The organism is Dongia sp. (assembly GCF_041909655.1).
Classification (GTDB): Bacteria; Pseudomonadota; Alphaproteobacteria; order Dongiales; family Dongiaceae; genus Dongia.
On the sequence record NZ_JAYRDA010000004.1, the window covers coordinates 343,714 to 367,998 of the forward strand.

General features: G+C 62.4%; 30 protein-coding genes. 9 read left to right on the top strand and 21 right to left on the bottom strand.

What is annotated here, in order from left to right:
• Window position 1: 1 nt before the first annotated feature.
• Window positions 2–841 carry a uroporphyrinogen-III C-methyltransferase gene (gene cobA / locus ACE3PR_RS10495; RefSeq protein WP_374371430.1) on the bottom strand — a complete coding sequence of 280 codons (840 nt, stop codon included), beginning with the start codon at window positions 839–841 and terminating at the stop codon, window positions 2–4.
• A 69-nt stretch (window positions 842–910) separates the two neighbouring features.
• Here cobA and ACE3PR_RS10500 point away from each other — a divergent pair, with 69 nt between their 5' ends.
• Window positions 911–2,038 carry a cobalt-precorrin-5B (C(1))-methyltransferase gene (locus ACE3PR_RS10500; protein WP_374371432.1) on the top strand — a complete coding sequence of 376 codons (1,128 nt, stop codon included), beginning with the start codon at window positions 911–913 and terminating at the stop codon, window positions 2,036–2,038.
• Here the strand turns inward: ACE3PR_RS10500 and ACE3PR_RS10505 are convergent.
• The 4 genes from ACE3PR_RS10505 to ACE3PR_RS10520 are packed head-to-tail and all read right to left on the bottom strand — an operon-like array spanning window position 2,035 to window position 4,897.
• Entirely contained in the window at window positions 2,035–3,282 is a 1,248-nt protein-coding gene (locus ACE3PR_RS10505) for an MFS transporter (protein WP_374371435.1), read from the bottom strand. The genes ACE3PR_RS10500 and ACE3PR_RS10505 overlap by 4 nt on opposite strands.
• Window positions 3,283–3,286: 4 nt before the next feature.
• Complete coding sequence (gene cobM / locus ACE3PR_RS10510) at window positions 3,287–4,045, bottom strand: precorrin-4 C(11)-methyltransferase (protein WP_374371437.1); 759 nt, start codon at window positions 4,043–4,045, stop codon at window positions 3,287–3,289.
• A gap of 7 nt (window positions 4,046–4,052) precedes the next feature.
• On the bottom strand, window positions 4,053–4,445 hold the full coding sequence (locus ACE3PR_RS10515) for a cobalamin biosynthesis protein (protein ID WP_374371439.1): 393 nt from the start codon (window positions 4,443–4,445) through the stop codon (window positions 4,053–4,055).
• A complete protein-coding gene (locus ACE3PR_RS10520) occupies window positions 4,442–4,897 on the bottom strand; it encodes a GFA family protein (protein ID WP_374371441.1) in 456 nt (151 codons plus the stop codon). The genes ACE3PR_RS10515 and ACE3PR_RS10520 overlap by 4 nt, the downstream gene beginning before the upstream one ends.
• Window positions 4,898–4,983: 86 nt before the next feature.
• On the opposite strand from ACE3PR_RS10520, the gene cbiB reads away from it, so the two are divergent.
• Together cbiB and ACE3PR_RS10530 are read left to right on the top strand one after the other, a co-directional pair.
• Complete coding sequence (gene cbiB, locus ACE3PR_RS10525; RefSeq protein WP_374371443.1) at window positions 4,984–5,958, top strand: adenosylcobinamide-phosphate synthase CbiB; 975 nt, start codon at window positions 4,984–4,986, stop codon at window positions 5,956–5,958.
• An 89-nt stretch (window positions 5,959–6,047) separates the two neighbouring features.
• Complete coding sequence (locus ACE3PR_RS10530) at window positions 6,048–8,324, top strand: NADP-dependent malic enzyme (protein WP_374371448.1); 2,277 nt, start codon at window positions 6,048–6,050, stop codon at window positions 8,322–8,324.
• A gap of 25 nt (window positions 8,325–8,349) precedes the next feature.
• Here the strand turns inward: ACE3PR_RS10530 and ACE3PR_RS10535 are convergent, their stop codons facing one another.
• The 3 genes from ACE3PR_RS10535 to ACE3PR_RS10545 form a co-directional block, all read right to left on the bottom strand.
• Window positions 8,350–8,970, bottom strand: a complete 621-nt coding sequence (locus ACE3PR_RS10535) for a YitT family protein (RefSeq protein ID WP_374371450.1) — start codon at window positions 8,968–8,970, stop codon at window positions 8,350–8,352.
• Between the two features lie 84 nt (window positions 8,971–9,054).
• A complete protein-coding gene (locus ACE3PR_RS10540) occupies window positions 9,055–9,432 on the bottom strand; it encodes a hypothetical protein (protein WP_374371452.1) in 378 nt (125 codons plus the stop codon).
• 24 nt (window positions 9,433–9,456) lie between these two features.
• Window positions 9,457–11,157, bottom strand: coding sequence for a methyl-accepting chemotaxis protein (locus ACE3PR_RS10545; RefSeq protein WP_374371454.1), 1,701 nt, complete (start codon window positions 11,155–11,157; stop codon window positions 9,457–9,459).
• 753 nt (window positions 11,158–11,910) lie between these two features.
• Here ACE3PR_RS10545 and ACE3PR_RS10550 point away from each other — a divergent pair.
• Entirely contained in the window at window positions 11,911–12,420 is a 510-nt protein-coding gene (locus ACE3PR_RS10550) for a hypothetical protein (RefSeq protein WP_374371456.1), read from the top strand.
• 12 nt (window positions 12,421–12,432) lie between these two features.
• Here the strand turns inward: ACE3PR_RS10550 and ACE3PR_RS10555 are convergent, their stop codons facing one another.
• From ACE3PR_RS10555 to ACE3PR_RS10590, 8 genes are all read right to left on the bottom strand, one after another.
• The gene (locus ACE3PR_RS10555) at window positions 12,433–12,996 is read right to left on the bottom strand and encodes an HNH endonuclease (RefSeq protein WP_374371677.1); all 564 of its coding nucleotides are present in this window, start codon (window positions 12,994–12,996) and stop codon (window positions 12,433–12,435) included.
• Window positions 12,997–13,149: 153 nt separating this feature from the next.
• Complete coding sequence (locus ACE3PR_RS10560) at window positions 13,150–13,827, bottom strand: alpha/beta hydrolase (protein WP_374371458.1); 678 nt, start codon at window positions 13,825–13,827, stop codon at window positions 13,150–13,152.
• A gap of 83 nt (window positions 13,828–13,910) precedes the next feature.
• Complete coding sequence (locus ACE3PR_RS10565) at window positions 13,911–14,423, bottom strand: PAS domain-containing protein (protein WP_374371460.1); 513 nt, start codon at window positions 14,421–14,423, stop codon at window positions 13,911–13,913.
• Between the two features lie 33 nt (window positions 14,424–14,456).
• A complete protein-coding gene (locus ACE3PR_RS10570; RefSeq protein WP_374371462.1) occupies window positions 14,457–14,963 on the bottom strand; it encodes a PAS domain-containing protein in 507 nt (168 codons plus the stop codon).
• A gap of 49 nt (window positions 14,964–15,012) precedes the next feature.
• Window positions 15,013–15,891: a pirin family protein gene (locus ACE3PR_RS10575; RefSeq protein WP_374371464.1), complete on the bottom strand. Its 879-nt coding sequence runs from the start codon at window positions 15,889–15,891 to the stop codon at window positions 15,013–15,015.
• Window positions 15,892–15,959: 68 nt separating this feature from the next.
• Window positions 15,960–16,631, bottom strand: coding sequence for a YoaK family protein (locus ACE3PR_RS10580; RefSeq protein ID WP_374371466.1), 672 nt, complete (start codon window positions 16,629–16,631; stop codon window positions 15,960–15,962).
• A gap of 1 nt (window position 16,632) precedes the next feature.
• A complete protein-coding gene (locus ACE3PR_RS10585; protein WP_374371468.1) occupies window positions 16,633–18,588 on the bottom strand; it encodes an amidohydrolase in 1,956 nt (651 codons plus the stop codon).
• Window positions 18,589–18,662: 74 nt separating this feature from the next.
• Window positions 18,663–19,343: a hydrolase gene (locus tag ACE3PR_RS10590; protein ID WP_374371470.1), complete on the bottom strand. Its 681-nt coding sequence runs from the start codon at window positions 19,341–19,343 to the stop codon at window positions 18,663–18,665.
• A gap of 156 nt (window positions 19,344–19,499) precedes the next feature.
• Here ACE3PR_RS10590 and ACE3PR_RS10595 point away from each other — a divergent pair, with 156 nt between their 5' ends.
• Window positions 19,500–20,411, top strand: a complete 912-nt coding sequence (locus ACE3PR_RS10595; RefSeq protein ID WP_374371472.1) for a LysR family transcriptional regulator — start codon at window positions 19,500–19,502, stop codon at window positions 20,409–20,411.
• Between the two features lie 91 nt (window positions 20,412–20,502).
• Here the strand turns inward: ACE3PR_RS10595 and ACE3PR_RS10600 are convergent, their stop codons facing one another.
• Both ACE3PR_RS10600 and ACE3PR_RS10605 read right to left on the bottom strand, forming a co-directional pair.
• Entirely contained in the window at window positions 20,503–20,859 is a 357-nt protein-coding gene (locus tag ACE3PR_RS10600; protein WP_374371474.1) for a hypothetical protein, read from the bottom strand.
• Window positions 20,860–20,970: 111 nt separating this feature from the next.
• A complete protein-coding gene (locus ACE3PR_RS10605; RefSeq protein WP_374371476.1) occupies window positions 20,971–21,096 on the bottom strand; it encodes a hypothetical protein in 126 nt (41 codons plus the stop codon).
• A 117-nt stretch (window positions 21,097–21,213) separates the two neighbouring features.
• On the opposite strand from ACE3PR_RS10605, the gene ACE3PR_RS10610 reads away from it, so the two are divergent.
• The 3 genes from ACE3PR_RS10610 to ACE3PR_RS10620 all read left to right on the top strand — a co-directional run bounded on the left by ACE3PR_RS10610 (window position 21,214) and on the right by ACE3PR_RS10620 (window position 22,093).
• A complete protein-coding gene (locus ACE3PR_RS10610) occupies window positions 21,214–21,567 on the top strand; it encodes a hypothetical protein (RefSeq protein ID WP_374371478.1) in 354 nt (117 codons plus the stop codon).
• Window positions 21,568–21,627: 60 nt separating this feature from the next.
• Window positions 21,628–21,894 carry a DUF1488 domain-containing protein gene (locus ACE3PR_RS10615; RefSeq protein WP_374371480.1) on the top strand — a complete coding sequence of 89 codons (267 nt, stop codon included), beginning with the start codon at window positions 21,628–21,630 and terminating at the stop codon, window positions 21,892–21,894.
• A gap of 64 nt (window positions 21,895–21,958) precedes the next feature.
• A complete protein-coding gene (locus ACE3PR_RS10620; protein ID WP_374371482.1) occupies window positions 21,959–22,093 on the top strand; it encodes a hypothetical protein in 135 nt (44 codons plus the stop codon).
• Window positions 22,094–22,119: 26 nt separating this feature from the next.
• Here the strand turns inward: ACE3PR_RS10620 and ACE3PR_RS10625 are convergent, their stop codons facing one another.
• Both ACE3PR_RS10625 and ACE3PR_RS10630 read right to left on the bottom strand, forming a co-directional pair.
• The gene (locus tag ACE3PR_RS10625; RefSeq protein ID WP_374371484.1) at window positions 22,120–22,344 is read right to left on the bottom strand and encodes a hypothetical protein; all 225 of its coding nucleotides are present in this window, start codon (window positions 22,342–22,344) and stop codon (window positions 22,120–22,122) included.
• Between the two features lie 120 nt (window positions 22,345–22,464).
• A complete protein-coding gene (locus tag ACE3PR_RS10630; protein WP_374371486.1) occupies window positions 22,465–22,674 on the bottom strand; it encodes a cold-shock protein in 210 nt (69 codons plus the stop codon).
• A gap of 215 nt (window positions 22,675–22,889) precedes the next feature.
• On the opposite strand from ACE3PR_RS10630, the gene ACE3PR_RS10635 reads away from it, so the two are divergent.
• Window positions 22,890–23,528, top strand: a complete 639-nt coding sequence (locus tag ACE3PR_RS10635; protein ID WP_374371488.1) for a hypothetical protein — start codon at window positions 22,890–22,892, stop codon at window positions 23,526–23,528.
• A gap of 12 nt (window positions 23,529–23,540) precedes the next feature.
• On the opposite strand, the gene ACE3PR_RS10640 is transcribed toward ACE3PR_RS10635, so the two are convergent.
• The gene (locus ACE3PR_RS10640) at window positions 23,541–24,284 is read right to left on the bottom strand and encodes an SDR family NAD(P)-dependent oxidoreductase (protein ID WP_374371490.1); all 744 of its coding nucleotides are present in this window, start codon (window positions 24,282–24,284) and stop codon (window positions 23,541–23,543) included.
• Window position 24,285: the final 1 nt, after the last annotated feature.

The window sequence follows — 24,285 nt, forward strand, 5'->3', positions numbered from 1 at the left end:
CTCAGCCGGTCTGGTCGCGGCGGCGCTGGCCGAGCGGATCGGGGATGAGCTGCTTGCCGTCGAGTGCCCCCAGCCAATCCATCGCCGCGCGCAGGCGTACCACTTCACCAACGACGACCATGGCGGGAGGCTCGATGCCGGCGGCTTCGGCTTCCGCTGCGGCCTTGGCCAGAGTCGTCTCCAGCACTTCCTGGCTGGCAGTCGTCGCCCGGGCGATGATGGCAACGGGTTCGCTCGCCGACCTGCCACCGGCCATCAGGCGCTCGGCGATCCGGCCGAGATGCTTCAACGCCATGTAGAGCACGATGACCGGCGCACCCTTGGCCAATGAGGCCCAATCGACCGAATCCGGCACTTCGCCAGTCGCGTCATGGCCCGTCACGAAGGCGACCGCCGCATTGACATCGCGATGCGTCACCGGGATGCCTGCGTAAGCCAGGCCGCCGATCCCGGCCGAGATGCCGGGGACAATGCGGAACGGGATACCGGCTTCCACCAGCGTCAGCGCTTCCTCGCCGCCGCGGCCGAAGACGAAGGGATCGCCGCCTTTCAGCCGCAGCACGCGCTTGCCTTCGCGTGCCAATTGCACGAGACGCAGCGAAATGTCGGGCTGCTTGGCCGAGGGCTTGCCGCCGCGCTTCCCGGCATATTCGAGCTCGGCACCGGGTCGGGCCAGATCCAGGATCGATTGATCGACCAGCGCGTCATAGACGATGACATCCGCCGTGCCCAAAGCCTTGACGGCGAGCAAGGTGAGCAAACCGGGATCGCCCGGCCCCGCCCCGGTCAGCCAGACCCAGCCCGGCTCCAGTTCCGGCAATGTCGCAAATAGCTTATTCATGGCGCCCAAATTAGCGCAGTATCGGCGCGAGACTAGCCCGCAAAAGACATCCGCCCATACAATAGCGTCATGCCTCCCGCGAAAGACCCACCCGAATCAGCTTCCGGCGCCAGGCGCCCGGATGGTCCCCTGCGCAAGGGCTGGACCACCGGATGCTGCGCCACGGCCGCCACCAAGGCGGCTTTTTCGGCCCTTTTGACCGGAACATTCGGGAATTCTGTGACATTTACCCTTCCCAAGGGCGAAAAACCGGCCTTTCCCCTCCTGGAACCGGTCTTGGGCGTCGATTTTGCTGAAGTTGGCATCATAAAAGACGCCGGTGACGACCCGGATGTGACCCATGGCGCCCATATCCGGTCCCGTGTGCGCCGTTTGCCGCCAGGCAGTGGTACGATCTTCAAAGCCGGAGATGGCGTAGGCTTGGTGACCAAGGCGGGCCTGCCGATCCCGCCCGGCGAACCGGCGATCAACCCCGCCCCCCGCGCCATGATCCAGGGCGTGCTTGCTGAAATCGCCGCCGAACACGGGACTCATGCCGATGCGGAAGTGACTATCTCGGTCATCGGCGGCGCCGAGATCGCCAGGCAGACCTGGAACCCGCGTCTCGGCATCGTCGGCGGCATCTCGATCCTGGGCACGACCGGGATTGTGCATCCTTTTTCCTGTGCTGCCTGGATCGCCTCGATCCATCGCGGCATCGATGTCATCCGCGCCGCCGGCATAAACCACGCCGCCGCCTGTACCGGTTCCACCACCGAGGCGGCGGTCGAAAAGCGCCATCATCTGCCGGAACATGCTTTCATCGACATGGGCGATTTCGCCGGCGGTGTCCTCAAATATCTCCGCCACCACCCGATACCCCGCCTCACCTTGGCCGGCGGCTTTGCCAAGATGGCAAAACTCGCAGAAGGCCATCTCGATCTCCATTCCAGCCGCAGCCAGATCGATCTCAGCCGTCTCGCGGAACGCGCGGTGGCACTCGGCGCCGGCGAAGAGGTTGCCGCGCGCATCCGCGCCGGCAATACCGCGATGGAAGCGCTTGAGATCTGCACGGCGGCAAACATCCCGATTGGTGACGACATCGCCAAATCCGCCCGCACCATCGCCCTCACCGAGGCCGATCACAGAATCGACATCGAGCTCCTGGTTTATGACCGCAAGGGCAACCTCGTCGGCGAAGCGGGGTTTGCGCGCTAGATATTTTTCACCTTGCGCACGTCCGAGAAGAACGCCACCACCGGCGACAGGGCATAGCCGGCGATTGCCAGCCAGAGCACCAGATCGATGCCATGGCTTTCCGCCAGGAGCCCACCAAGGATCGCCGCGAAAGGGACCGGCGCGTCATTGACCAGGCGGGTGGTGGCTCCGGCCCGGCCCAGCAATTCCGCCGGCACGCGGCGCTGGCGCAAGCTGCGCTCCAGCACGGCGAAATAACCGGTGCTGCCGTCGGAGAGGAGTTGCTGCATCATCAGGAGACCGATCACCAGCCAAGGCGACACCCCCAGCATCAGCCCCGCCAAGGGCACGCAAGCGAGACCCAGGGTCTTCACGGCAAACGCGAGAATGAGGCCCGGCCCCACCGGCAGGGCTGCCGCCAGGCGCGGTGCCAATGCCGACCCGATCAGGCTGGCGATCCCGCCGACAGCGACGATGAGGCCCAGCACCAAGGGCGAGATGGCGAGATCGCGCACGAGATAGAGCACATAGAACGGCCCCAGCATGCCGCCGAAGAACGTGCGGATGAAGCGCGCGAAAAGCAGCGGCCGCAGCACCGAATCACGCCACAGCATGGTGATGCCGTCGCGAATCTCGCGGCGGATATCGGGCTGGCGGAGCAAGATTGCGGTCTCCTCACGCGCTCTGATCCGCCAGAGAAAGAACGCCGATAGAAGATACGAGAACGCATTGATGAGGATGGTGAGCGGTCCGCCGATCACCTGCACGAGCAGGCCGCCCAGAGGCGGCCCGACGATTTCGCTGCTGGCATCGGTCGCTTCCTTGGCGGCATTGGCCGACAAGACCTGATCGCGCCCGACCAGGCCCGGCAGGTAGGCCTGGTCGGCAATGTCGAAGGCGAGTGTAGCGGCCGAGACACAAAAGGCGACCACACAAAGCTGCGCCACGCTGAGCCAGCCAAGGAAGGCCGCCAGCGGCACGCTCAAGAGAATGAGGCAGCGAATGAGATCGGCCAGAATCATCGCCGGGCGGCGGCGCATGCGATCAAGAAAGGCACCGGCATGAAGCGCCATCAGGATCGTCGGCAGGGTCGTGGCGACGGTGATCCCGCTCATGGCGAGCGGACCCGCCCCCAGCACCAGAACGGCGGTCAAAGGCAGTGCTTCGCGCGCGATCTTGGCACCGAGATGCGAGATGCCGAGGGCCGCGATGAGATTCCGGAAATCGGGCCGGCGCCAGAGTTTCAAGTCCGGCGATTCCGGCATGCGCTTATTCCGGCCGATAGAGATGCTGGTGCGCCGCGTTGTAAAGCTGGCTGTCCTTGAAATCGGCGGCGCCGAACACGCGGCCAACAAAGATGAGGGCCGTGCGCGCGATATCACCGCCCTTCAGCTTCCGGGCGATGTCGGCAAGGGTGCCGCGAACCACGGCCTCATCCGGCCAGGAGGCGCGGTAGACGACGATCGCCGGACAATCGGCGCCATAGAAGGGCGTCAGTTCGGCGACCACCTTGTCGATGCTTTTCACCGAAAGATGCAAGGCCAGGGTGGCGCCACTTTGCCCCAGGGTCTTCAGGTCTTCGCGCGGCGGCATGGGCGAGGAAGCGCCCTGCACGCGTGTCAGGATGATGGTCTGGCTCACCTCGGGCAAAGTGAGTTCGGTCTTCAGCAGAGCCGCAGCCGCGGCGAAGGCCGGCACGCCCGGAACGACGTCATAGGGAATGGTGAGGGCGTCGAGGCGGCGCATCTGCTCACCGATGGCGCCGTAGATCGAGGGATCGCCGGAATGCACGCGGGCCACATCCAGGCCGGCTTTATGCGCGCGTTCCATCTCGCCCACGATCTCGTCGAGGTGCAAAGACGCCGTGTCGATCACCCGCGCATCTTCCCGCGCCAGGGCGACGATCGCCTTGGGCACCAGCGAACCGGCATAGAGGACGACGGGTGCTTCACTGATGAGGCGCTGGCCCTTGACGGTGATGAGGTCCGGATCGCCCGGACCCGCGCCGATGAAATGAACGATGCTCATGGCATTCTTATCGGCGATTCGCGCCGCTCTGGGCAATGGCGCAGGTAATGCCGGCTCCTTTAGTCTTGGTCAGGACGAGCGTTGCATTGGGACCGGCGGCGGCCAACGCCGCTGCTTCGGCGACACCGTGGCAGCCGATGCGCTGGAACAAGGCAGGCGACGGGTGCATGAGGCGCGGCGTCTCCAATTCCAGCCGCGCCGCCGGAAAATAATACGCGGGAACATTGAAATGCCGCGCCAGGGCCGCCACCAGCCCGCTTTCCCTGCGCGTATCGATACTGGCAACAGCGCTGATGTCTGCGGGCATCAGCCCGGCCGATCGAAGCCCATGCTCGGCCAGGACCAGCAAATCCGCAAGACGGGCTTGGCTTTCATGGCCGATTCCAAGGACGGCGCTCATGCTTCGTCCGCGCCCCATTTTTCCTCTTCCGGCGTGTCCAGGACATCGCCACGCGGATGACGAGGGAAATGATCCGCCGTCTCGAACCAGGAAACCTTCTCGGCCACATGGAAATGCGCCCGAGGCACCAGATCGCCGGGTCGGTCGAACACGCCGATATTGAGATGGATCTCGTCCGGGTACTTTTTCGCCTGGTAGCTGAGCGGCGTACCGCAACGCGGACAGAAGCAGCGCGTAACACCGGGCGACGATTGGTAGCTGGCGGGCGCCGTTTTGCTCCAGCGGAAACCGTCATCCAAGGTCGCGAACACGGCGAAACTCGCCACTGCCGCCCCGGTCTGGCGGCGGCAGGAAAAACAATGGCAATGAAAGACTGCCCGGGGAGCGCCCAGAGCTTCGAATCGGACGTCGCCGCAGAGGCATCCGCCGACATATCCCGCGTGCCGTGTCATCTTCGCCTGCCTTCCTTGCCCCGACGTTTCCGACGTTATCACTGCATGCTTGACGAGACAGTCCGGATGCGGTTGATCGCAGAACCATGTCGAGCGACCTCATGCACCCAGCAGCACTTCTGATCGCCGTCGCCGCGGACGCCCTCCTCGGCGAACCCGGCTGGCTTTATCGCCGCCTGCCCCACCCGGTGGTGGCGATCGGTTCAGTCATCGCATGGGCGGACCGGCGCTTCAATCGCGCCAGCGACACGGATGCCCGGCGCCGGCGCGGCGGCATCATGGTGGCCGCGGGTCTGGTCGCCAGCGCTTTCGGCCTCGGCTGGGTTCTCCAGGCCGCGCTGCTCGCCCTGCCGTGGGGGCCCCTCTGGCTCGGCCTCGTCATGTCGACCCTGATCGCCCAGCGCAGCCTCTATGCCCATGTCGCCGATGTCGCATCGGCCCTCGAGCTCTCCGGGATCGAGGGCGGCCGAATCGCGGTTGCCCGCATCGTCGGCCGCGATCCCGACAGGCTCGACGAAGCCGGCGTTTCCCGTGCCGCCGTCGAAAGCCTCGCCGAAAACTTCTCCGACGGCATCGTGGCGCCCATTTTCTGGGGCCTCCTTCTTGGCCTGCCCGGCATGCTGGCCTATAAGGCGCTCAACACCGCCGACAGCATGATCGGCCACAAGACACCCCGCCATCTGGCCTTTGGCTGGGCGTCGGCCCGGGCCGACGATTGGGCCAATCTACCCGCGTCGCGCCTCTCCGCTTTGCTGCTCGTTCTGGCCGCTTTGCTGCAGCGCGGTGCCGATGCCGTCTCGGCATGGCGCGCCGTCCGGCGCGATGCCCGGCGTCACAAATCGCCCAATGCCGGCTGGCCCGAAGCTGCCATGGCTGGCGCCCTGGGCCTCGCCGTCGCCGGCCCCCGCACCTATCACGGCCGCCTCGTTCCCGATCCCTGGATGAACGATGGCGGCCGCTGGCAGCTCAATGCCGCCGACATCCGCGCCGGTCTTTCCCTCTACTGGCGGGCCTGCCTCATTCTCGCAATTCTTGTTGTGATATGCGTGGGCGTCGATTGACTTAAGTCAGGACGCATGCCCTTCCTCTTTAACTTCGCCCGATTTCATGTCAGCCTGCTTTCCAAAGATTGGGGAGAAATACAGGCGCCATGAGCACCAACAAGCCGACCATCACCGAGGAAGATGCCCTCCAGTTCCACGTCATGGGGCGGCCGGGCAAGATCGAGATCATCGCCTCGAAGCCGCTGACCACCCAGCGTGACCTCAGCCTCGCTTATTCCCCCGGCGTCGCCTATCCCTGCCTTCACATCGCCAAGGATCCCAACACGGCCTATGACTATACGGCCAAGGGCAATCTCGTGGCGGTGATCTCGAACGGCACCGCCGTCCTTGGCCTCGGCGATCTCGGCGCCCTTGCCTCGAAGCCGGTGATGGAGGGTAAGGCGGTCCTCTTCAAGCGCTTTGCCGACATCGATTCCATCGATCTTGAGGTGGATACCAAGGACGTCACCGAATTCGTCAATTCCGTGCGCTATCTCGGCCCCAGTTTCGGCGGCATCAATCTTGAGGACATCAAAGCGCCGGAATGCTTCATCATCGAGCAGCAATTGCGCGAACTGATGGACATTCCCGTCTTCCATGACGACCAGCATGGCACCGCCATCATCGCCGCCGCGGGGCTTTTGAATGCATTGCATCTGACCGGGCGCAACATCAAGGACGTGAAGCTGGTGGTGAACGGCGCCGGCGCGGCCTCGATCGCCTGCGTCGAATTGGTGAAGGCCATGGGCATGCCCCATGACAACGCCATCATCTGCGACACCAAGGGCGTTATCTATCAGGGCCGCACCGAGGGCATGAATCAGTGGAAATCGGCCCATGCGGTCAAGACCAAAGCCCGAAGCCTGGAAGAAGCCATGCAGGGCGCCGATGTGTTCTTCGGCCTTTCCGCCAAGGGCGCCGTCACCGGCGCGATGGTGAAGGCGATGGCAGACAAGCCGATCATTTTCGCCATGGCCAATCCGGATCCCGAGATCACGCCCGAGGAAGTGCATGCCGTGCGCTCCGACGCCATCGTCGCTACGGGCCGCTCCGATTACGTGAACCAGGTCAACAACGTCCTCGGCTTCCCCTATATCTTCCGCGGTGCCTTGGATGTGCGCGCCTCCACCATCAACGACCAGATGAAGATCGCTGCGGCCCATGCCATCGCCGAGCTCGCCCGCCAGGATGTGCCGGATGAGGTCGATGCCGCCTATTCCGGCCGGCGCCTGCGCTTCGGGCCGGATTACATCATCCCGGTGCCGTTCGATCCCCGCCTCATCACCCATGTGCCGCCGGCCGTTGCCAAGGCGGCGATGGATAGCGGTGTCGCCCGGAAGCCGATCATCGACATGGATGCCTATGTGGCCTCGCTGGCGGGCCGCCTCGATCCCGCGGCGAGCTCGCTCCAGCTCATTTTCGAGCGCGTGCGCCACAACCCGAAGCGCGTCGTCTTCGCCGAGGGCGAGGAGGAAAAGGTGATCCGCGCCGCGATCGCCTTCCGCGCCGCGGGCTATGGCACGCCGGTTCTGGTCGGCCGGCCCGAGCGCATCGCCGAGACCATCCGCACCCAGGCCTTGCACGACGCGGAAGGGTTGGAAGTGGTCACCGCCGCCACCACGCCGCATCGCCAGCATTATCACGACATGCTCTATGACCGCCTACAGCGGAAGGGTGTGCTCTCGCGTGACGTGCAGCGCATGGTCAATCAGGATCGCAACGTCTTCGCGGCTTGCATGGTGGCGGCGGGTCATGCCGACGCGTTGGTGACCGGAGTCACGCGCAGCTTCAATGTGTGCCTGGAAGACGTCACCAAGGTCATAGACGTCCGGCCCGGTCAGACCCTGATGGGTCTTTCCATGCTCGTGGCGGGCGGGCGCACCGTGCTGCTGGCCGATACCAACGTCCACGAATTGCCCAGCGCCGAACAGCTTGCCGATTTTGCGGTCCAGGCCGCCAATATCGCCCGGCAACTGGGTCATGAGCCGCGCGTGGCTTTGCTCTCCTTCTCCAATTTCGGCAATCCCCCGCGCGAGAAGGCCGTGCGCATCCGCGAAGCGGTGCTGGTGCTGGATGAACGCCGGGTCGATTTCGAATATGACGGCGAGATGCAATCCAACGTCGCTCTCAATTACAGCCTGATGAAGGAGCTTTACCCCTTCTGCCGGCTGAACGGCCCGGCCAACATCCTGATCATGCCGGCGCTGCATTCCGCCAATATCTCGGCGAACCTCATGCAGGAGATGGGCGGCACGTCCTTCGGTCCGATCCTGGTCGGCTTGCAGAAACCCGCTCAGATCGTCCGCACCGGCGCTACCGTCAACGAGATCGTGACCGCCGCCGCCTTCGCCGCGCTGGCAACGACGCCTCTCAGCACCAGATAATCGCGCCTGCTTAGATCGCCCCCGCCTAGATCGCCCCCTGCGGCACACCGGTCACGCGTTCGACCAGACGGTGGCGTATCTGCAGGCAGGTCTGGATCACGGTACCGAGGCCCAGCGCGCTCACCAGCGTGCCGAGGCCGACGGTGCCGCCCAGAAACCAGCCGATGACGAGGGCGCAGACCTCGACGATCGTGCGCGAGAGGCGGATCGAGAAGCCGAATTTGCGGTTGAGCCCGACCATGACGCCATCGCGCGGTCCGGTACCGAGCCGAGCCGGGAGATAAAGGGCACTCCCAACCCCCATCAGCACCATGCCGAGCAGCAGGAAGACCCAGCGCAAAATGAGATCATCGATCGGCGGCAGGATGGCGAGAAAGAGATCCGCCGAAGGACCGATCACCAGCGCATTGAGCACGGTGCCGATCCCCGGCTTCATGCGGAGCGGAATCCAGAGCAACAGCACGCCGACGCTGGTGACGACACCCGCCATGCCGATGGTGATACCGAGCCTTTGCCCCAGGCCCTGATGGAACACGTCCCAGGGCGAGAGGCCGAGTTCGGCGCGCACCTGCAGCGCCACCGCCAGCCCCCAGATGACGAAGCCGAAAAGCAGCGGCAACAGGCGCTTCAGCAGGAACGGAACCATGACGGGGAAAATCCTGAGCGGTGATTTTCCCCATCCTTAGGCGAGCCCGGCCGATCTGGCAAGGCGCGGACCGGATCGCCGATCTTAGCTGCGCCGCTGATGATCGCCCGTTTCCGGAGCCACCGCCTTGTCCTGCCCGGCCTGCAGCCGCGCGACCAGATCCACCAATTCCTCCAATTGCGCGATCAGCGTATCGGCCCGCGCCGCCAGACGCTTTGCGACGGGATCACTGGCCACCAGATCCAGGATCGGCGCGCGCTCGGCCACCAGGCGGTCACGCATGACACTGGCTTCTCTGGCCAGTTTGGCAAAGCCCAGCAGGATGTCGGGTGCCACATTCTGGCCGCGGCCGATGATTTCGAGACGCCGCAAGGACCCCAGGCTGGTGGCGACCAGCGAGGCCGTGCGGATCATCTTCACCTCGTCGAGGAAGAAGAGCGGATCGTCTTCCGACATGTTCATCGGCCGCTTGCCTGTGTCATGTCCTTATCCCTCTCGCACCTTGGCGATGAACTGCGTCACCTGCGCCCGCAAAGTTTCCGCCTGCCGGCCGAGATCGCTGGCTGCGGCCAGCACTTGCGAGGCGGCGTGACCTGCCTCGCCGGCTGCATCGGTCACACCTGAAATATTGCTGGATACTTCATTGGTGCCCTGGCTGGCCTGCTGCACGTTGCGTGAGATTTCCTGCGTCGCCGCACCCTGCTCCTCGACCGCGGCGGCGATGGTGCCGGAAATCTGGCTGATCTCCTCGATGATGCGGGCGATGGATTGAATGGCGCTAACCGATTGCCCAGTCGCCTGCTGGATGCTTTGGATCTTGGCGCTGATATCGTCGGTGGCCTTCGCGGTTTGGGTCGCCAGGTTCTTGACTTCCGACGCCACCACGGCGAAGCCCTTGCCGGCATCGCCAGCGCGGGCCGCTTCGATCGTGGCGTTCAAGGCGAGGAGATTGGTCTGCGACGCGATCTCGCTGATCAGCTTTACCACATCGCCGATCGCTTCCGCTTCCACCGACAGGGAATTGACGGTGGCATTGGTGCGGGTCGTCTCATCGACCGCCTGCTTGGCCACGGTTGCCGATTGCGCCACCTGCCGGCTGATCTCGGTGATCGAGGCGGCAAGCTCTTCCGCCGCCGCCGCCACAGTCTGCACATTCGACGTGGCCTGCGCCGCTGCGGCGGCCACCGCGGTCGATTGACGGTTGGTCTGCTCGGCCGTCGAGGACATGCCCTGGGCCGATTTCTCAAGCTCGGTCGCGGAAGAAGAGACCGTGCCGACGATACCCGACACCGACGCCTCGAATTCGTCTGCCATGCGATGCATCGCCGCCTGCTGATCGGCGGCGGCCCGGCGCTTCAGTTCCTCCTGCTCGGCGGCGAGATCGCGCGCTTTGACCATGTTCTCCTTGAAGATCTGCGTGGTGGCCGCAATTTCCCCGATCTCGTCCTTGCGCTCGGTTCCGAATACTTCTGTCTCCAGATTCCCTTCCGCAAGACGCCGCAGGCAATCCACCATCGCCCGGATCGGCCGCACGATGCCCTTTTGCGAAATGAGCAGCCCGAGACCAAGGCCGATCAACGCACCCGACACGGCGCCGACGATCATCGCCAGACTTGCCGATTCATACAGCGCACCGGCGTCGTTCGTGACGCGCTCCGACTTGTCCGCCACGGCCTTGGTAAAGGCAACGGCCGCTTCCTCGGCGGCGGACGCCTTCAACCGACTTTCCATCACTTGTGTGAGGAGTTGCCGCTGTGCGTCCGTCATTTCAGCATGCTGATTGCGTTTGGCGAGCGCGATGGTGGCGTCGAGCGTCGTCAGATAGTCGTTGATGCTCGACTTGAAGGCTTCCAGAACCGCGCCGATCTGGGGTTCGACCACACTGGCCGTCGCGGTATCGAGCCGCTCCTGCAATTCCTTGCGCTGTACGTCGATGAAGGCGACGGCTTCGTCGAAGTTCTGGCTGTCGATGGCCAGGCGGAATTCGCCGCGATTGAGCGCCAGGATGTTCTGCCGCATGCGGGCACTCAACAATGTCTGTTGTCCAGTATGCTCGATTGCTTCGGTCGCCTCGTTGAGAAGGCGCATGGAGACGATGCCCCCGGTGGCAATGCCGCCCGAAACCAGACCCAGAAACAAAATCACGGCCAGGACCTTGGTCCCGATCCGATAGCTGCCCAAATTCATCGCTCATCCCCTTCGTTGAAAACGGCGCCCGGAGGCGCGTTTGTGACGACGCCATCCGCACGCCGCCGGCAATGGTTTTGCAATTGTGGCAAAATGGCTGGTCCAGCCCTGATCGGGCCGATTTGGCGGCGGCTAACCCCTTTTCCCGTCCGGACTTTGGCCGTGGCGGGGTCGCAGCCAAGTGATATGATGACAAAGCGACGAAAGCCGGCCCCTGGACACGGGCGCGGCACAACCGGCACGGGTCCAAAAAGGGGGGAGTCCGCGCGCTGAATCACGGTCTTTTTCGGGGGCGGATCGAAGCGACGACATCGGCTTGGGTAGCGGAAATGCGCAGAAATCAAGGCGCCGCCGCCGGGCCGCCGGCGAGGGACGACCGACCGTCACACGCTGTTTTCTCGCACCCATTCCCTGCTCCTGCCTGGTCGCCCGGGGACCGGCGCTGCCTGCTCAGTCGCTTGTCCCGGCGGCTTTGCCTATGCGCGTCAGGGCGCATATCTCCAGCGCGCGTCCCATCGGCCATGACCATGAGGCCATTGCCTCAGCGCCGGTGGAATTACCAAAACAAGAGCAGAGTGCCATAAATGGACATTCATTTCAAGAATAGATTCTCATATCTGGATGTATGGCTTGGTGTATATGCCAAAAATGAGACCTATTTCCCTTTTCTCTGGGTATTAGGTCCATTTGTGCATGTCGGTCCCACACCCGGTACTTCCTTGCCGGCTTTCTCGCGCTGCGCCGCAGGGTGTCATGGGTAAAGGCCACGCCAACGATCTGACTGTCGGCATCGACGGGTTTCCAGCGCGGTTACGTGCGGCCATCGATCGCGCCGGCGGGGCCACGCGGATCGCGCAAGCCAGCGGTATTCCGCTCAGCACGCTGCACAACTATCTCTCCGGGCGGTCGGAACCGAAACGCCAGGCGATCGCCAGCCTTGCACGCAGCATGGCGCTTGATCCCTGGTGGCTGCTCACGGGCGAAGACCGCCTGCCAGCCACGCGGGACACGTCGATAGCCCGTTCAGCCGAGGGAATGGCCGATATCGATCTGCTGGCCGCCATCGCCGCGGCACTTATGTCGCTCTATGATGAAATTGGCCAACGGCCCGACGGCCTGACATTCGGCCGGAAATGCGGCCAAATTCATAATGCGATCCGCGCCGCCGCGGTTGATACCGAGGAACGCCGGACCATGCTGCGTCTGGCGCTGGCACTGCAACGCCAGGAATTGCTGGACGCCCTGCCAACAGACCGGTCGTGAGATGACGCGGCCTCAGCCCGTTTCCAGTTCCGAATCCCAGTAAAGAAAATCCCGCCAACTTTGGTGGAGATAGTTTGGCGGGAAGGATCGACCATTTTCTTGGAGTTCGAACGTCGTTGGTTGGACGGGCCGCCTCCTGGGAAACATGCCCACTTGATGCGGCAGCTTGCTGCCTTTCCTGAGATTGCAGTTCTGGCAGGCGGCAACCACGTTCTGCCAGGACGTGCGGCCACCCCGCGCGCGGGGGACTACGTGATCGAAGGTCAGGTCATGAGCCGCGGAGGTGCGGCCGCAATACTGGCAGCGGAAGCGGTCGCGCAGGAACACATTGAACCGGGTAAAGGCCGGGCGCCGCTCCTGCGGCACGTATTCCTTGAGGGAAATGACCGAGGGAAGGCGCATCGCCAAACTGGGGCTGTGCACCATCTCGTCATATTCGGAGAGGATATTGACGCGGTCCAGGAACACCGCCTTCACGGCTTCCTGCCAGGGCCACAGGGACAGCGGGAAGTAGCTCAACGGCCGGAAATCGGCGTTGAGGACCAGAGCCGGACATGCCTCAGGTGAGGCCAACATCATGCCATCTCCCGCGCGCAACAAGCTGTGGATAACCACGGCCAATACACTAGCATTAACCGGCTGCGGCGAAAAACTCAAGATGTAGCGGTTGGTCTCCCCGGTTCTTTCACGATCTTGTCATGGCAACCCAAAAGGGGACCAAAGCGACGTTCAGTGATGATGATGATCGTGATGGCGGCAAAGGGCCTGATGGAGGATGCTGGCCCCCAATTCCAGTCCCCGCTGGTCGATCGAATGCGGCAGCCCCGGCCGCCCTTCGCTCATGACGGGCACGCCCGCGGCATGCAGCGCCTGCTCCGCCTCGGCCATCGCATGGAACGGCAGGACCTCATCCGCCATGCCGTGGACCAGGAGAACGGGCGGCTTCGATTTGATCTCGCCGGCCAACAATTCCGGCGCCACCAGCATGCCGGAATAACCGACAATGGCGGCCAGGGGCTTGGCACGGCGCAGGCCGACATGCAGCGCCATCATGGTACCCTGGCTGAAACCCACCAGCGCCAGATCGGCATCGGTAAGACCGCGCGCCGCCAATTGTTCGTCGAGATAGCTATTGAGAATGGGGGCCGCCTGTTGCGTGCCGGCCAGCCGCGTCGCCGCATTGCGTTCCTCAAGCCCGAACCATTGATAGCCGCCGAATGGATTGATCTCGCAGGGGAAGGGTGCATTGGGCGAGAGAAACTCCGCCTCCGGCACCGCCGGCGCCAGATAGGGCGCCAGGCTGATGAGATCATCACCATTCGAGCCATAGCCGTGCAGGAAGACGATCAATTGTTCCGGCTTCTCGCCCGTGAGGGGCGGATGGCTGGGGCCGTCGAGCTTGGTCATTTGGCGCTGCTTTCGAAAGGATGTCGTTGCCACCCTCTTATCAGCGCCGGCCGCAGACGTGAAGAGGGGGACGTGAAGAGCCCTTACCGCCTCTTTTTGGCGATAAAATCGATGAAGATCATCTGCATGCCCCAGCCGTCGCGGTCGACGCTCAAGGGCATCAGCACATTTTCCACATGGGTGAAATCCTCATTCGGCCCGATATAGGCCGGCCGCAGCAAAACCGGCTGGTGGTTTTTCTCGACCAGCGCCAGGGATTGCCAGATCGCACTTTCCGGATTGTTGTATTTCGGATCCTTCGAGAACCAGTCGCCGGTATAATCCTTCCAGAGATATTGCCGCACACGGCTGCCCACTAGGCGCCAGCGAAAATCGAGCGGCGCGCATTGCACATCGAACAGCATGAGGTTTGCGACCAGGCGCGGAACATCGACCAGGGGATCGAGATCGGTACGCGCCGGCATCGGACGCCCCTGCCGACGGCTCTCCCAATAGCGATAGCCCTCGATGATGAGGGAGGAATGCATATCCAGCGCCTGCATGCCATTTGCAAGGCCGTCTGGATCATCGGCATCGAATTGAAGAATCTGCTGCATACTGCGCCGTTCTCCCGATGGTCGTAATGCGGCCTAGACTTTCTTGCGGATAAAATCGATGAACATCATCTGCATGCCCCAGCCGGGTTGCTTGACCGTCAACGGCATCAGTACGTTCTCGACATAGATGAAATCGTTATGCGGGCCGACATAGGTCGGGCGCTGCAACATCGGGCGCCCGGTCTCATCAACCAATTTGTGCCGCGGCCAGATCGATCCCGTGGCATCGTAATTGGCAAACTCGGAAAACCAACGCCCGACATAGTCGCGGCTGAGATTCTGTCGGACAGCGCTGCCCACGAGGCGAAAGCGGAAATCGAGCGGATCGCGCCGCACGTCGAACAGGATGATATGCGGCGTCAGGTTGGGAATATCGACGAGCGGGTCGATTTCCTGGCGGTCGGGACAAGAGCGGCCACGGCGGCTTCTATCCCAATAGCGGTAGCCCTGGATAACCAGTTCGGATCGCATGCCCAGTTCGGCCATGCCACGCGCAAGGCCGTTCGGATCGTCGGCATCGAACTGCACGGCCTGACTCAAGGAAGATCCCCCCGACTCTCGCCTTCCCCACCCAAGGCTCTTTGACGGCCTATTGCGGCAAGGGAATAAACTCCGTCTCGCCGGGTATTCTGACTCCAAACTGGTCGCGCTGCCAATCCGCCTTCGCCTGCTCGATCCTATCCTGCCGCGACGAGACGAAATTCCAGTAGATATGCCGCGGCCCGTCCATGGGAGCACCACCCAGCACCACCAGACGCACGGGCGTGACCGCCTTCAGCACGATCTCGGCATTCTTGCCGAAAGCAAGCAGCCGGCCCGGTTCGAAAGCCTGGCCGTCGATCTCGACGACACCTTCAATCAGATAGGCAGCGCGTTCCTCATAGGCTGTCTCGAGACGAAAGCGCGCGCCGGCTTGCAAAGTCACATCGCCATAGAAGAGCTCGGAATGCGTCGCGACCGGCGAATGCAGGCCGGCGATCGATCCGGCCAGCACTTTCAAGTGCTGGCCGTCCTCGCTCCCCTCCGGCAAATCCCCACCGCTGTAGTGGATGAAGGCTGGGTCGGTTTCCTCAAATTCTTTCGGCAAGGCGACCCAACTCTGCAAGCCATAGAGGTCCTGCGGATGCTTCCGGGTTTCACCATCCGAGCGTTCCGAATGCACGATGCCGCGCCCCGCCGTCATCCAATTGACGTCGCCCGGCTCGATCGATTGCTCATAGCCCAGCGAATCCCGGTGAACGATCGATCCCTTGAGCAGATAGGTGACCGTCGAGAGACCGATATGCGGATGCGGTCGCACATCCATGCCCTTCCCAGCAGGCAGAGTCACCGGCCCGAATTGATCCAGGAACACGAACGGCCCCACCAGGCGCCGCTGCGCGGAAGGGAGGACGCGCATCACCGAAAAATCGCCGATATCGCGCAGCCGCGGCACGATCACTTGTTCGATGGATTCAAATTCCGCCATGCCCGTTCCCTTTTGTTTCGATGGCATCATGCGCAAACATGGCCTCGAAGTCCACGCGCTCTTCCTCGTCAGGCCGAAGCTGCGCCGCGACGGAGAAAAAAGATGAGGACAACGCTCGTGATCGGCGCCGCGATGCACCAGAAACCCAATGCCACATAACCCAGCGCACCCGCCATGGCACCCAGCGCGAATGTCACGACCGGCGGCGCCATTTTCTTCAAGCGCGCCTTGATTTCCGCCCCGGCGGACGCACCGCCCAGAAGATCCACCGCATCGATGACGATCTGCGTCACGTTCCCGGTCATCACTGTCGTGGGCGAGAGCTTGGCAAAGACCGTGCGCGATGCGGCATTCTGCACGGCCATGGCAACGACGGCCAATTGCCCGGTGAGAATGGTGAGCGGCGCATCCGCATCGGTGAAGGGCGCGGCCGCAACGCCTGCCGCAAGGAAGGCACTCAAGAACACCAGTTCGGCGACCAGCAAGCCGCCGGCGCCGTCATGTCCTCGCTTCTCCCGACCCAGCACATAGATTCGTGCAAATGCGACGGCCAGGATGAAAACGGGGAGCGCCAGCAACTTGCCGAGAATGCCGGGATGGAAATCAGCGAGGCTGGCGCCGATCAGCACGAAGTTTCCGGTGACATGCGCCGTGAAGAGACCGAAGAGCGCGATGAACCCCGCCGTATCGACGAAGCCCGCGGTGAAGGCGAGGAGCGAGGCGGTTGCTGCCTGTTTCATCTCACACCGCCCAGCAGCCGCAGCCGAGCGCGCCCCAGAACTCCGATCTGGAAGAGACCGGAACGCCGTTCGTCCACGCACGGGCATGATCATGCCCATGGACGTTGCAAAGGCTGGCACAGCCGCAGCCGGCCGCGGCTACTTTCTGCAGGCCGGGATTGGCGCGATCCTGATAGCCGCCGAAGAGTTTCACCGGTGACCAATTGGGCGTGATCTCGGGTAGCTTCGGTGCAAAGGCCCCGAAATCGCCGGCACCATGCACGATCTTTCCACCCAACAGGGTGAGCACCGATGTGAGATGCGCGATTTCGTCTTCCGCAACGGTGAGATAGTCGGCGGACAGTACGGCGAGATCGGCGAGTTCGCCCACGGCGATGCGACCCTTTTTCCCTTGCTCGCGCGAGAACCAGGTATTGCTCTGGGTCCACAAACGCAACGCCTCGACGCGGTCCATACGGTTGGCGGGTGGATAGAGTCGTGTGCCGCCCACCGTCTTCCCCGTCACCAGCCAGGAAAGCGAGACCCAGGGATTGTAGCTGGCAACCCGCGTCGCATCGGTGCCTGCACCCACCGGGACACCCGCCGCCAGCATCTTCTTGATCGGCGGTGTCGCCTCGGCGGCCTTGGCGCCATAGCGGTCAATGAAGTACTCGCCCTGGAAGGCCATGCGGTGCTGCACGGCGATGCCCCCGCCCAAGGCCGCGATGCGGTCGATGTTGCGATCGCTGACCGTCTCGGCGTGGTCAAAGAACCAGTGCAGCTTGTCGATCGGCGTGTCGCGGTGCACCTTCTCGAACACATCCAAGGCACGGTCGATGGTTTCGTCATAGGTCGCATGCAAACGCCAGGGAAATTGCTTTTCGGCCAGCAATCGCACCACACGCTCCAACTCGCCTTCCATACCGGCATCGAGATCGGGGCGCGGCTCGCGGAAATCCTCGAAATCCGCCGCTGAAAAGACCAGCATTTCGCCGGCACCGTTGACGCGGTAGAGATCGTCGCCCTGGCCCGGCTTCACCATATTGGTCCAGCGCGTGAAATCGGCCACCTCCTCGCCCTTCTTCTGGGTGAAGAGATTGTAGGCGATGCGCACCGTCATCTCGCCCTTGGCATGCAATTGCTCGATCACGTTGTAATCGTCGGGGTAATTCTGAAACCCGCCGCCCGCATCGATGACGCTGGTGATTCCCAGGCGGTTGAGCTCGTTCATGAAGTGCCGGGTCGAGTTGACCTGCTGTTCCAAAGGCAGCTTCGGCCCCTTGGCCAGGGTGGCATAGAGGATGAGGGCGTTGGGTTTTGCCAGCAGCAGGCCGGTCGGATTGCCGGCACCGTCGCGCTGGATTTCGCCGCCGGGCGGGTTGGGTGTGTTCTTGTCATAGCCGACCGCGCGCAAGGCGGCGCCATTGAGCAGCGCGCGGTCGTAAAGATGCAGGATGAAGACCGGCGTGTCGGGCGCTGCCGCGTTGATCTCGTCCAGGGTGGGCAGGCGCTTCTCGGCAAATTGATGTTCGGTAAAGCCGCCCACCACGCGCACCCAATGGGGTGGCGGCGTCACATCGGCCTGCCGTTTCAGCATCGCCATGGCATCGGCCAAAGTGGGCACACCATCCCAGCGCAATTCCATATTGTAGTTGAGGCCGCCGCGAATGACATGGGTGTGGCTGTCGATGAGCCCCGGAATGGCGCGGCGTCCGCCGAGATCGATCACCTTGGTCTGCGGCCCCTTGCCGGCCAGAATATCCTTGGCATCGCCCACGGCGCTGAAGCGGCCGTCGGTGATCGCCACCGCTTCCGGATTGGGCTGCGCGCGATCGAGGGTGGTGAAGCGGCCGTTCAGCAAAATCGTATCGGGATACATCGAAACTCCGGTGGCACAGCCCGTGAGGCCAAGGGTGAATCCGGTCGCCGCGAAGGCGGCACTGGTACGAAGAATATCGCGGCGGCGGTAGCTTTTCATCTCATGGTTCCTGCGGCAGGGATTGGCGCTTGATGGAAAGGCACCCGCCATCTCTGGCGGGTGCCTCGTTCAATTTACTTCTTGGCGCCGGCTTCGCTGGCGTGTTCACCGAGCATGGCACGAACATAAGTGATGCCGAGGCCGTAGGAACCACCAAAACGCTGCGCCGTCCGGTTGGTTTCGTCATAGGTCTCCGAGCGGGCCCAATCGCGCTGCAATTCGAGGAGGTATTGGAGCGAGGTCATCGGCCGGGCACCGGCCTGCACCATGCGGGTCACCGCCTGGTTATGGGCTTCCTCGGTGATGTCTCCGCTGGCATCGGTAATGACATAGACCTCGAAACCCTGATCCAGCGCCGACAGAGCCGGGCCGACGATGCACACGCTGGTCCAGAGGCCGGCCAGAACGATGCGGCCCTTGCCGATCTCGTTGACACGGACGGCGATGCGGGGATCTTCCCAGGTGTTCATGCTGGTGCGGTCGATCGCCTCGACGCCGGGGAAGGCTTCCTTGATTTCCGAGAACATCGGGCCGGAGAAGGTCTTTTCGGCGACCGTGGTGAGGATGGTTGGTACCTTGAACTCGGCCGCCGCATGAGCCACCAGGGCGGCATTGTTGCGGAGCATGGTCATGTCGATCGACTTGGTGGCAAAGGCCATCTGCGATTGATGATCGATCAGGATCAGCGTGTGGTCGGCGCCGTTCAGCAGCAGTTTACCGGGTGCGGCGACGGCTTTCGGGGTGGTGTTGCTCATGATGGTCTCTCCTTCGGTTACCGGCCCTGTCGGCCGATTTGGGTGTGTCAGGTCTTTGTTTCAGGAGCCGCCTTGGCTCTGGAGAGGAACTTACCGCTAGCCGAATTTAGCAACAATCTGCTACATTATCACAACACTGTTGCACATGAGGGGACAATGGATCGATTGGCGACAATGGAGGCCTTCGTCCGGGTGGCGGAGACCAAATCCTTTTCCGAAGCGGCGCGGCGCCTCAGGAGCTCAAAATCCCTGATAAGCCGCCAAGTGGCTGATCTCGAGGCGCATCTCGGCGTGCGGCTCTTCCACCGCACCACCCGCTCCTTGACGCTCACGGAAGAAGGGCGCGCCTATCACACCCAAGTGACGCGCATCCTGGCGGAGATCGAGGAAGCGGATATGGCGGTCAGCCAGACGCGCACGGCGCCCCGCGGACGGCTCAAGGTAAGTGCCCCGATGAGTTTCGGCATTCTGCATCTGGCGCCGGCCGTGCCGATTTTCATGGCGAGATATCCCGAGGTCGAACTGGACCTCAATCTCAACGACCGCTATGTCGATCTGGTGGATGAGGGATTGGATCTGTCGATCCGGGTGGGGCGCCTCGGCGAATCCAGCCTGGTCGCGCGCAAGCTGGCCGATCTCAGGATGATCCTTTGCGCGAGCCCAGCTTATCTCGAGAGATTCGGGACCCCGGAAACCCCCGATGACCTCAAGGATCATCGCTGCCTGTGCTACAGCACCAACACGCTCATTCCGGAATGGCGCCTAAAGCATCTCGATGGGTCGCCCTGGCCGCTGCCCATCAAGGCGCATCTCCATGCCAATAACGGCGACGTGCTGCGCGTGGCGGCAATGGCGGGAAGCGGCATCGCCTTCCTGCCCAATTTCATTGTCGGGGCGGATTTGCAGGCCTCGTCACTGATCTCGCTCTTGCGCGACTACGTGCCGGAAGACGCGGGCATCTATGCCGTCTACCCGCATTCCCGCCACCTCTCACCCAAGGTACGGGCCTTCATCGATTTCCTGATCGAACATTTCGGCCCGCGTCCCTATTGGGATCTGGTGGGCTAGTACGGGGCTCAGGCCGCTCGCATAAACGAAACAATCAAAACGCCGATCAACAATGCCACCGGCACCGCGATCGGCGGGATGAACCAGCGGCTCATGATTGTGGCTCATCCATCGGAAGCACAATATCGGCGCGATCCAAGGCGCCTTCGGCACGGTCGATCACCAAAGCCAGATCGAGCTGCCGCGGATCACCGACCGAGATTACCGGCATGTTGGGCCGCGGCGGTTCGAGAACCTGCTGCATCACCGTCGCTACCCTGCGATAGGCCGGGAAAGAGACTCCCTGCAGCAATTCCTCATCGGTCTCGACCTGATAGGTGCCGGCCGGAAACGTATCAATCATCCCGTCCAGGCGGAATGGCCGGGCAAAGGTCACGACGGATGTCGTCGTGCGCTGCGTCTCGTTGATCTGGCCGGCTCCCGCATGAGTCGTTTCGAGCTTGTTCATGGCGACCTCCCTATGCGTGTTCTCCCCCAGGAATCTCCTGAGGGGCAACGGTGAAACGACCGCGGCGGCGACTTTGCCGCCACGGTCATTCCCCGCAAGCCAGCGAGATTCCTACTTGGTCGGCGTCTCAACCGGCGCGGTTTCCTTGGCCGGAGCCGTCGGCACCGGCTGCGGCGTGGCAGCGGGCTTGTCGTTGGCCGGCAACGTCGGATTGGTCACATTGCTTGAACTGGACATTATGAGTACCTTTCAAAAAATACTTATTTGAGATCAATAAATTTGATCAACGAATGAGATATGGCTCCGAAATATTCAGTTACAACGTAATTATTTATTTAAAATTGCAAAATAAAAATGACCAGATTTATTTTGCGATTACATCGCCCTAAAGGAAGGTTCCCGGAAATCGGCTGCAAGCCAACGCCCTGCGGGATGAGGCAGAATGGCGCAGGCCTTACCAAGCAGCATGCGCATTACCATATTCACTGGATGTATAGTGACAGCTTCCCGCCAGAGCATGACATCGCCGACGTGAAAATCCGCGATTGTCTCCGCTGCCATAAGAGCTTTGAAAGCACTTGGGCCGGCGAGCGCATCTGCCGTCATTGCAAGGGCACATCAGGCTGGCGTAACGCCCATGCGGGACAAGTTGTCGGGCGCAGCGAATCCTCGTCGCGGGGCTTCGGCACCCGCATGTCGCGCAGCTGACGCCAAACCTGCGTCAAATGAAATCGGACAACAGCTCGAAATGAGCCTAGGGTGAACGGGATGGCATTAAGCTTCCCGAATCAGAGTCGCAGTTTCGACGCACGCCAGCTTTGCGTGCGTTTCTGGGCCTATGACGCGTCTCTGGAAATTCCGTTCTTCATCGAAGCGGACGCCTTGTGCCGCATCGATCCGCAGGCAACGCGGGACGAGCCAGGCCTGCTCAACGCCTTCGATCGGCATCGCGACCGCATCCTGCAGGCCGCCGGCCGTGTTTATCAGCGCAACCGCCGCGGCTCCTACACGCTGGCCGCCGCGGATCTCGGCTGACAGAAAGCCGCTTTACCCGACGCAATCACGCGCCGGATCACCTATCTCACATCAGGAGTCCGTCATGAGCAAAGGCCAGAAACGCAGCAATCGCGAGCTCAAGAAGCCGAAACAGACCAAGACCAAGACGCCGGCGGCCGGTCTCTCCACCTTCCTGTCGCCCAAGGCTGACGCCCTCATCGGCGGAAAGAAGAAGTAGGCTGGAGGTGGATTCGGACGCCTTCTTCAGGCGTCCGAATCGACGACCACGACTTTCTTCTTCGCGGTGCCGCGGACCGGCTTCGGCTTGGCCGCCTTGCGGCTGGCAAGTTCCGCCTCGATGAGCGGCAGCAGGATCGCCGCCTGCTTCTGTTGCTGGGCCGCACCGCTCACGCCGAGCCTGGCTGCGTTATCGCGCAGATTGGCAAGCGCCGTGTCGTCCAATGTCGGAATCATGTCTGCAATGGCCATATATGCCTCCCGTCAACCAACAGGGCCGTCACTCATTCTGGAATGAATGGCCCCAAAAAGAAACTGCCGCCCGCGTCGTTAACGCGGGCGGCAGCATCCAAGACGTCGTCAACGACGAGCTTACGCAGCCTTCAAGGCAACTGCGCTCTGCTTGCCGGAGCGCTGATCGCGCTCGACTTCGTACGAGATTTTCTGGCCTTCAACGAGCGAGTTGAGTTCCGAAACCTCGACCGCGGAAGCGTGCACGAACACGTCGGCGCCGCCATCCTGCGGTTGAATGAAGCCATAACCCTTGGTGGAATTGAACCATTTCACTGTGCCAACAGACATTTCAGATCTCCTAATTGGCGTGAGACCACCGGAAAAGCCGGGGATCTATCGAGGTCTGAAAGGCGGGCATCAATAGGCTGGTCGCCGATAAAGGCGTAGTCGTAGAGAGCGTGGCAAGACAGTTCGACAAGGTGAATATGGGGATGACACCGCGCACTTACTAGGGGACCATGACCGGAACATCGAGATATAACGCTGGCAGACCACTGGACCTGATGCCTAACTCACATCCCGCTCCGTCCCTTTGGCTGAAACTGCCCTATACATTCTTCGTCGCCGTTCTGGTGCCGGTCTATTGGCGCGATTACGGCCCAACCAATTTTCTCTATTTCTGCGACGTCGCCTTATTGCTGACGCTCATCTCGCTCTGGTCGGGCAACATGATCTGGGCCTCGGCTTCGGCGATCGGCATCCTGCTGCCGCAAACGCTGTGGATGGCGGATTTCCTGGGCGGCATGATCGGCCTCCCGATCACCGGCATGACCGCCTATATGTTCGACCAGGAGCTGCCCCTCTTCACGCGCTTCCTTTCTCTCTTTCACTTCTGGCTGCCGCTTTTCCTGCTCTATCTGGTCTGGCGGCATGGCTATGACCGGCGCGCCATCTGGCTTTGGTGGCCGCTCGCGACCGGACTTCTCATCCTCTGTTATTTCATCGCCCCGCCACCGCCGGCCCCGGCCGACAATCCGGGCCTGCCCGTCAACATCAATTATGTCTATGGATTGGGTGACGACGCACCGCAGGATTGGCTGCCACCGCTGGCCTATTTCCTGCTGCTGCTCGCAGCACTGCCGCTGTTCGTCTTCTGGCCGACGCATTGGCTGCTGAAGCGGATCATGCCGCGAAGCTTCTAGAAAAGATGCCGGCTAGAAAAGATGCTGGCCGCCGGTGAGGAAGATTTCGGTGCCGGTGACATAGGAGAAATCACGGCCGCAGAGCTGGTAGATGACGCCGGCCACCTCCGCCGGCGTTCCCATGCGGCCCATCGGGATGCGCGGAATCAAAGCCTCATATTCCGGGCCGATCATCGCCGTCTCGATCTCGCCTGGCGCCACCGCATTCACCCTTACGCCCAAGGGCGCAAATTCGTTCGCCATCTCGCGCGTGAGTGCCGAAAGCGCCGCTTTCGAGGTGGAATAGGCCGAGCCGGCGAAGGGGTGAATCGCGTGCCCGGCGATGGAGGTGATGTTGACGATGGCACCCTTGCCTTTGGCGAGCGCCGGCGCGAATCCACGAGCCAATTGCATCGGCGCAAAAAGATTGAGTTCAAAAACTTCGCGCCAGGCGGCGGGATCACCGTTGAGGCAGCCGAGCCGCTCCTTGAACGGCGTTTTCGGGCTGATAGCTGCATTGTTGATGAGGGCATGCACGGGGGCGCCATCCAGCACATCCGTCGCCATCTCGACGAAACGATCGGCATCCTGGGGCAAGGCAAGATCCACCGTGATGTGATGAGTCCAGTTGGGATCGCGCTTGCATTCTTCCGGCACTGGCTCCCGGGAACAGGTGATGATGCGCCAGCCTTCCTCGCTGAAGCGCATCACGGTCGCATGGCCGATGCCGCGACTGGCGCCGGTCAGGATCACGGTCTTGCGTTGAGAAACGGACATG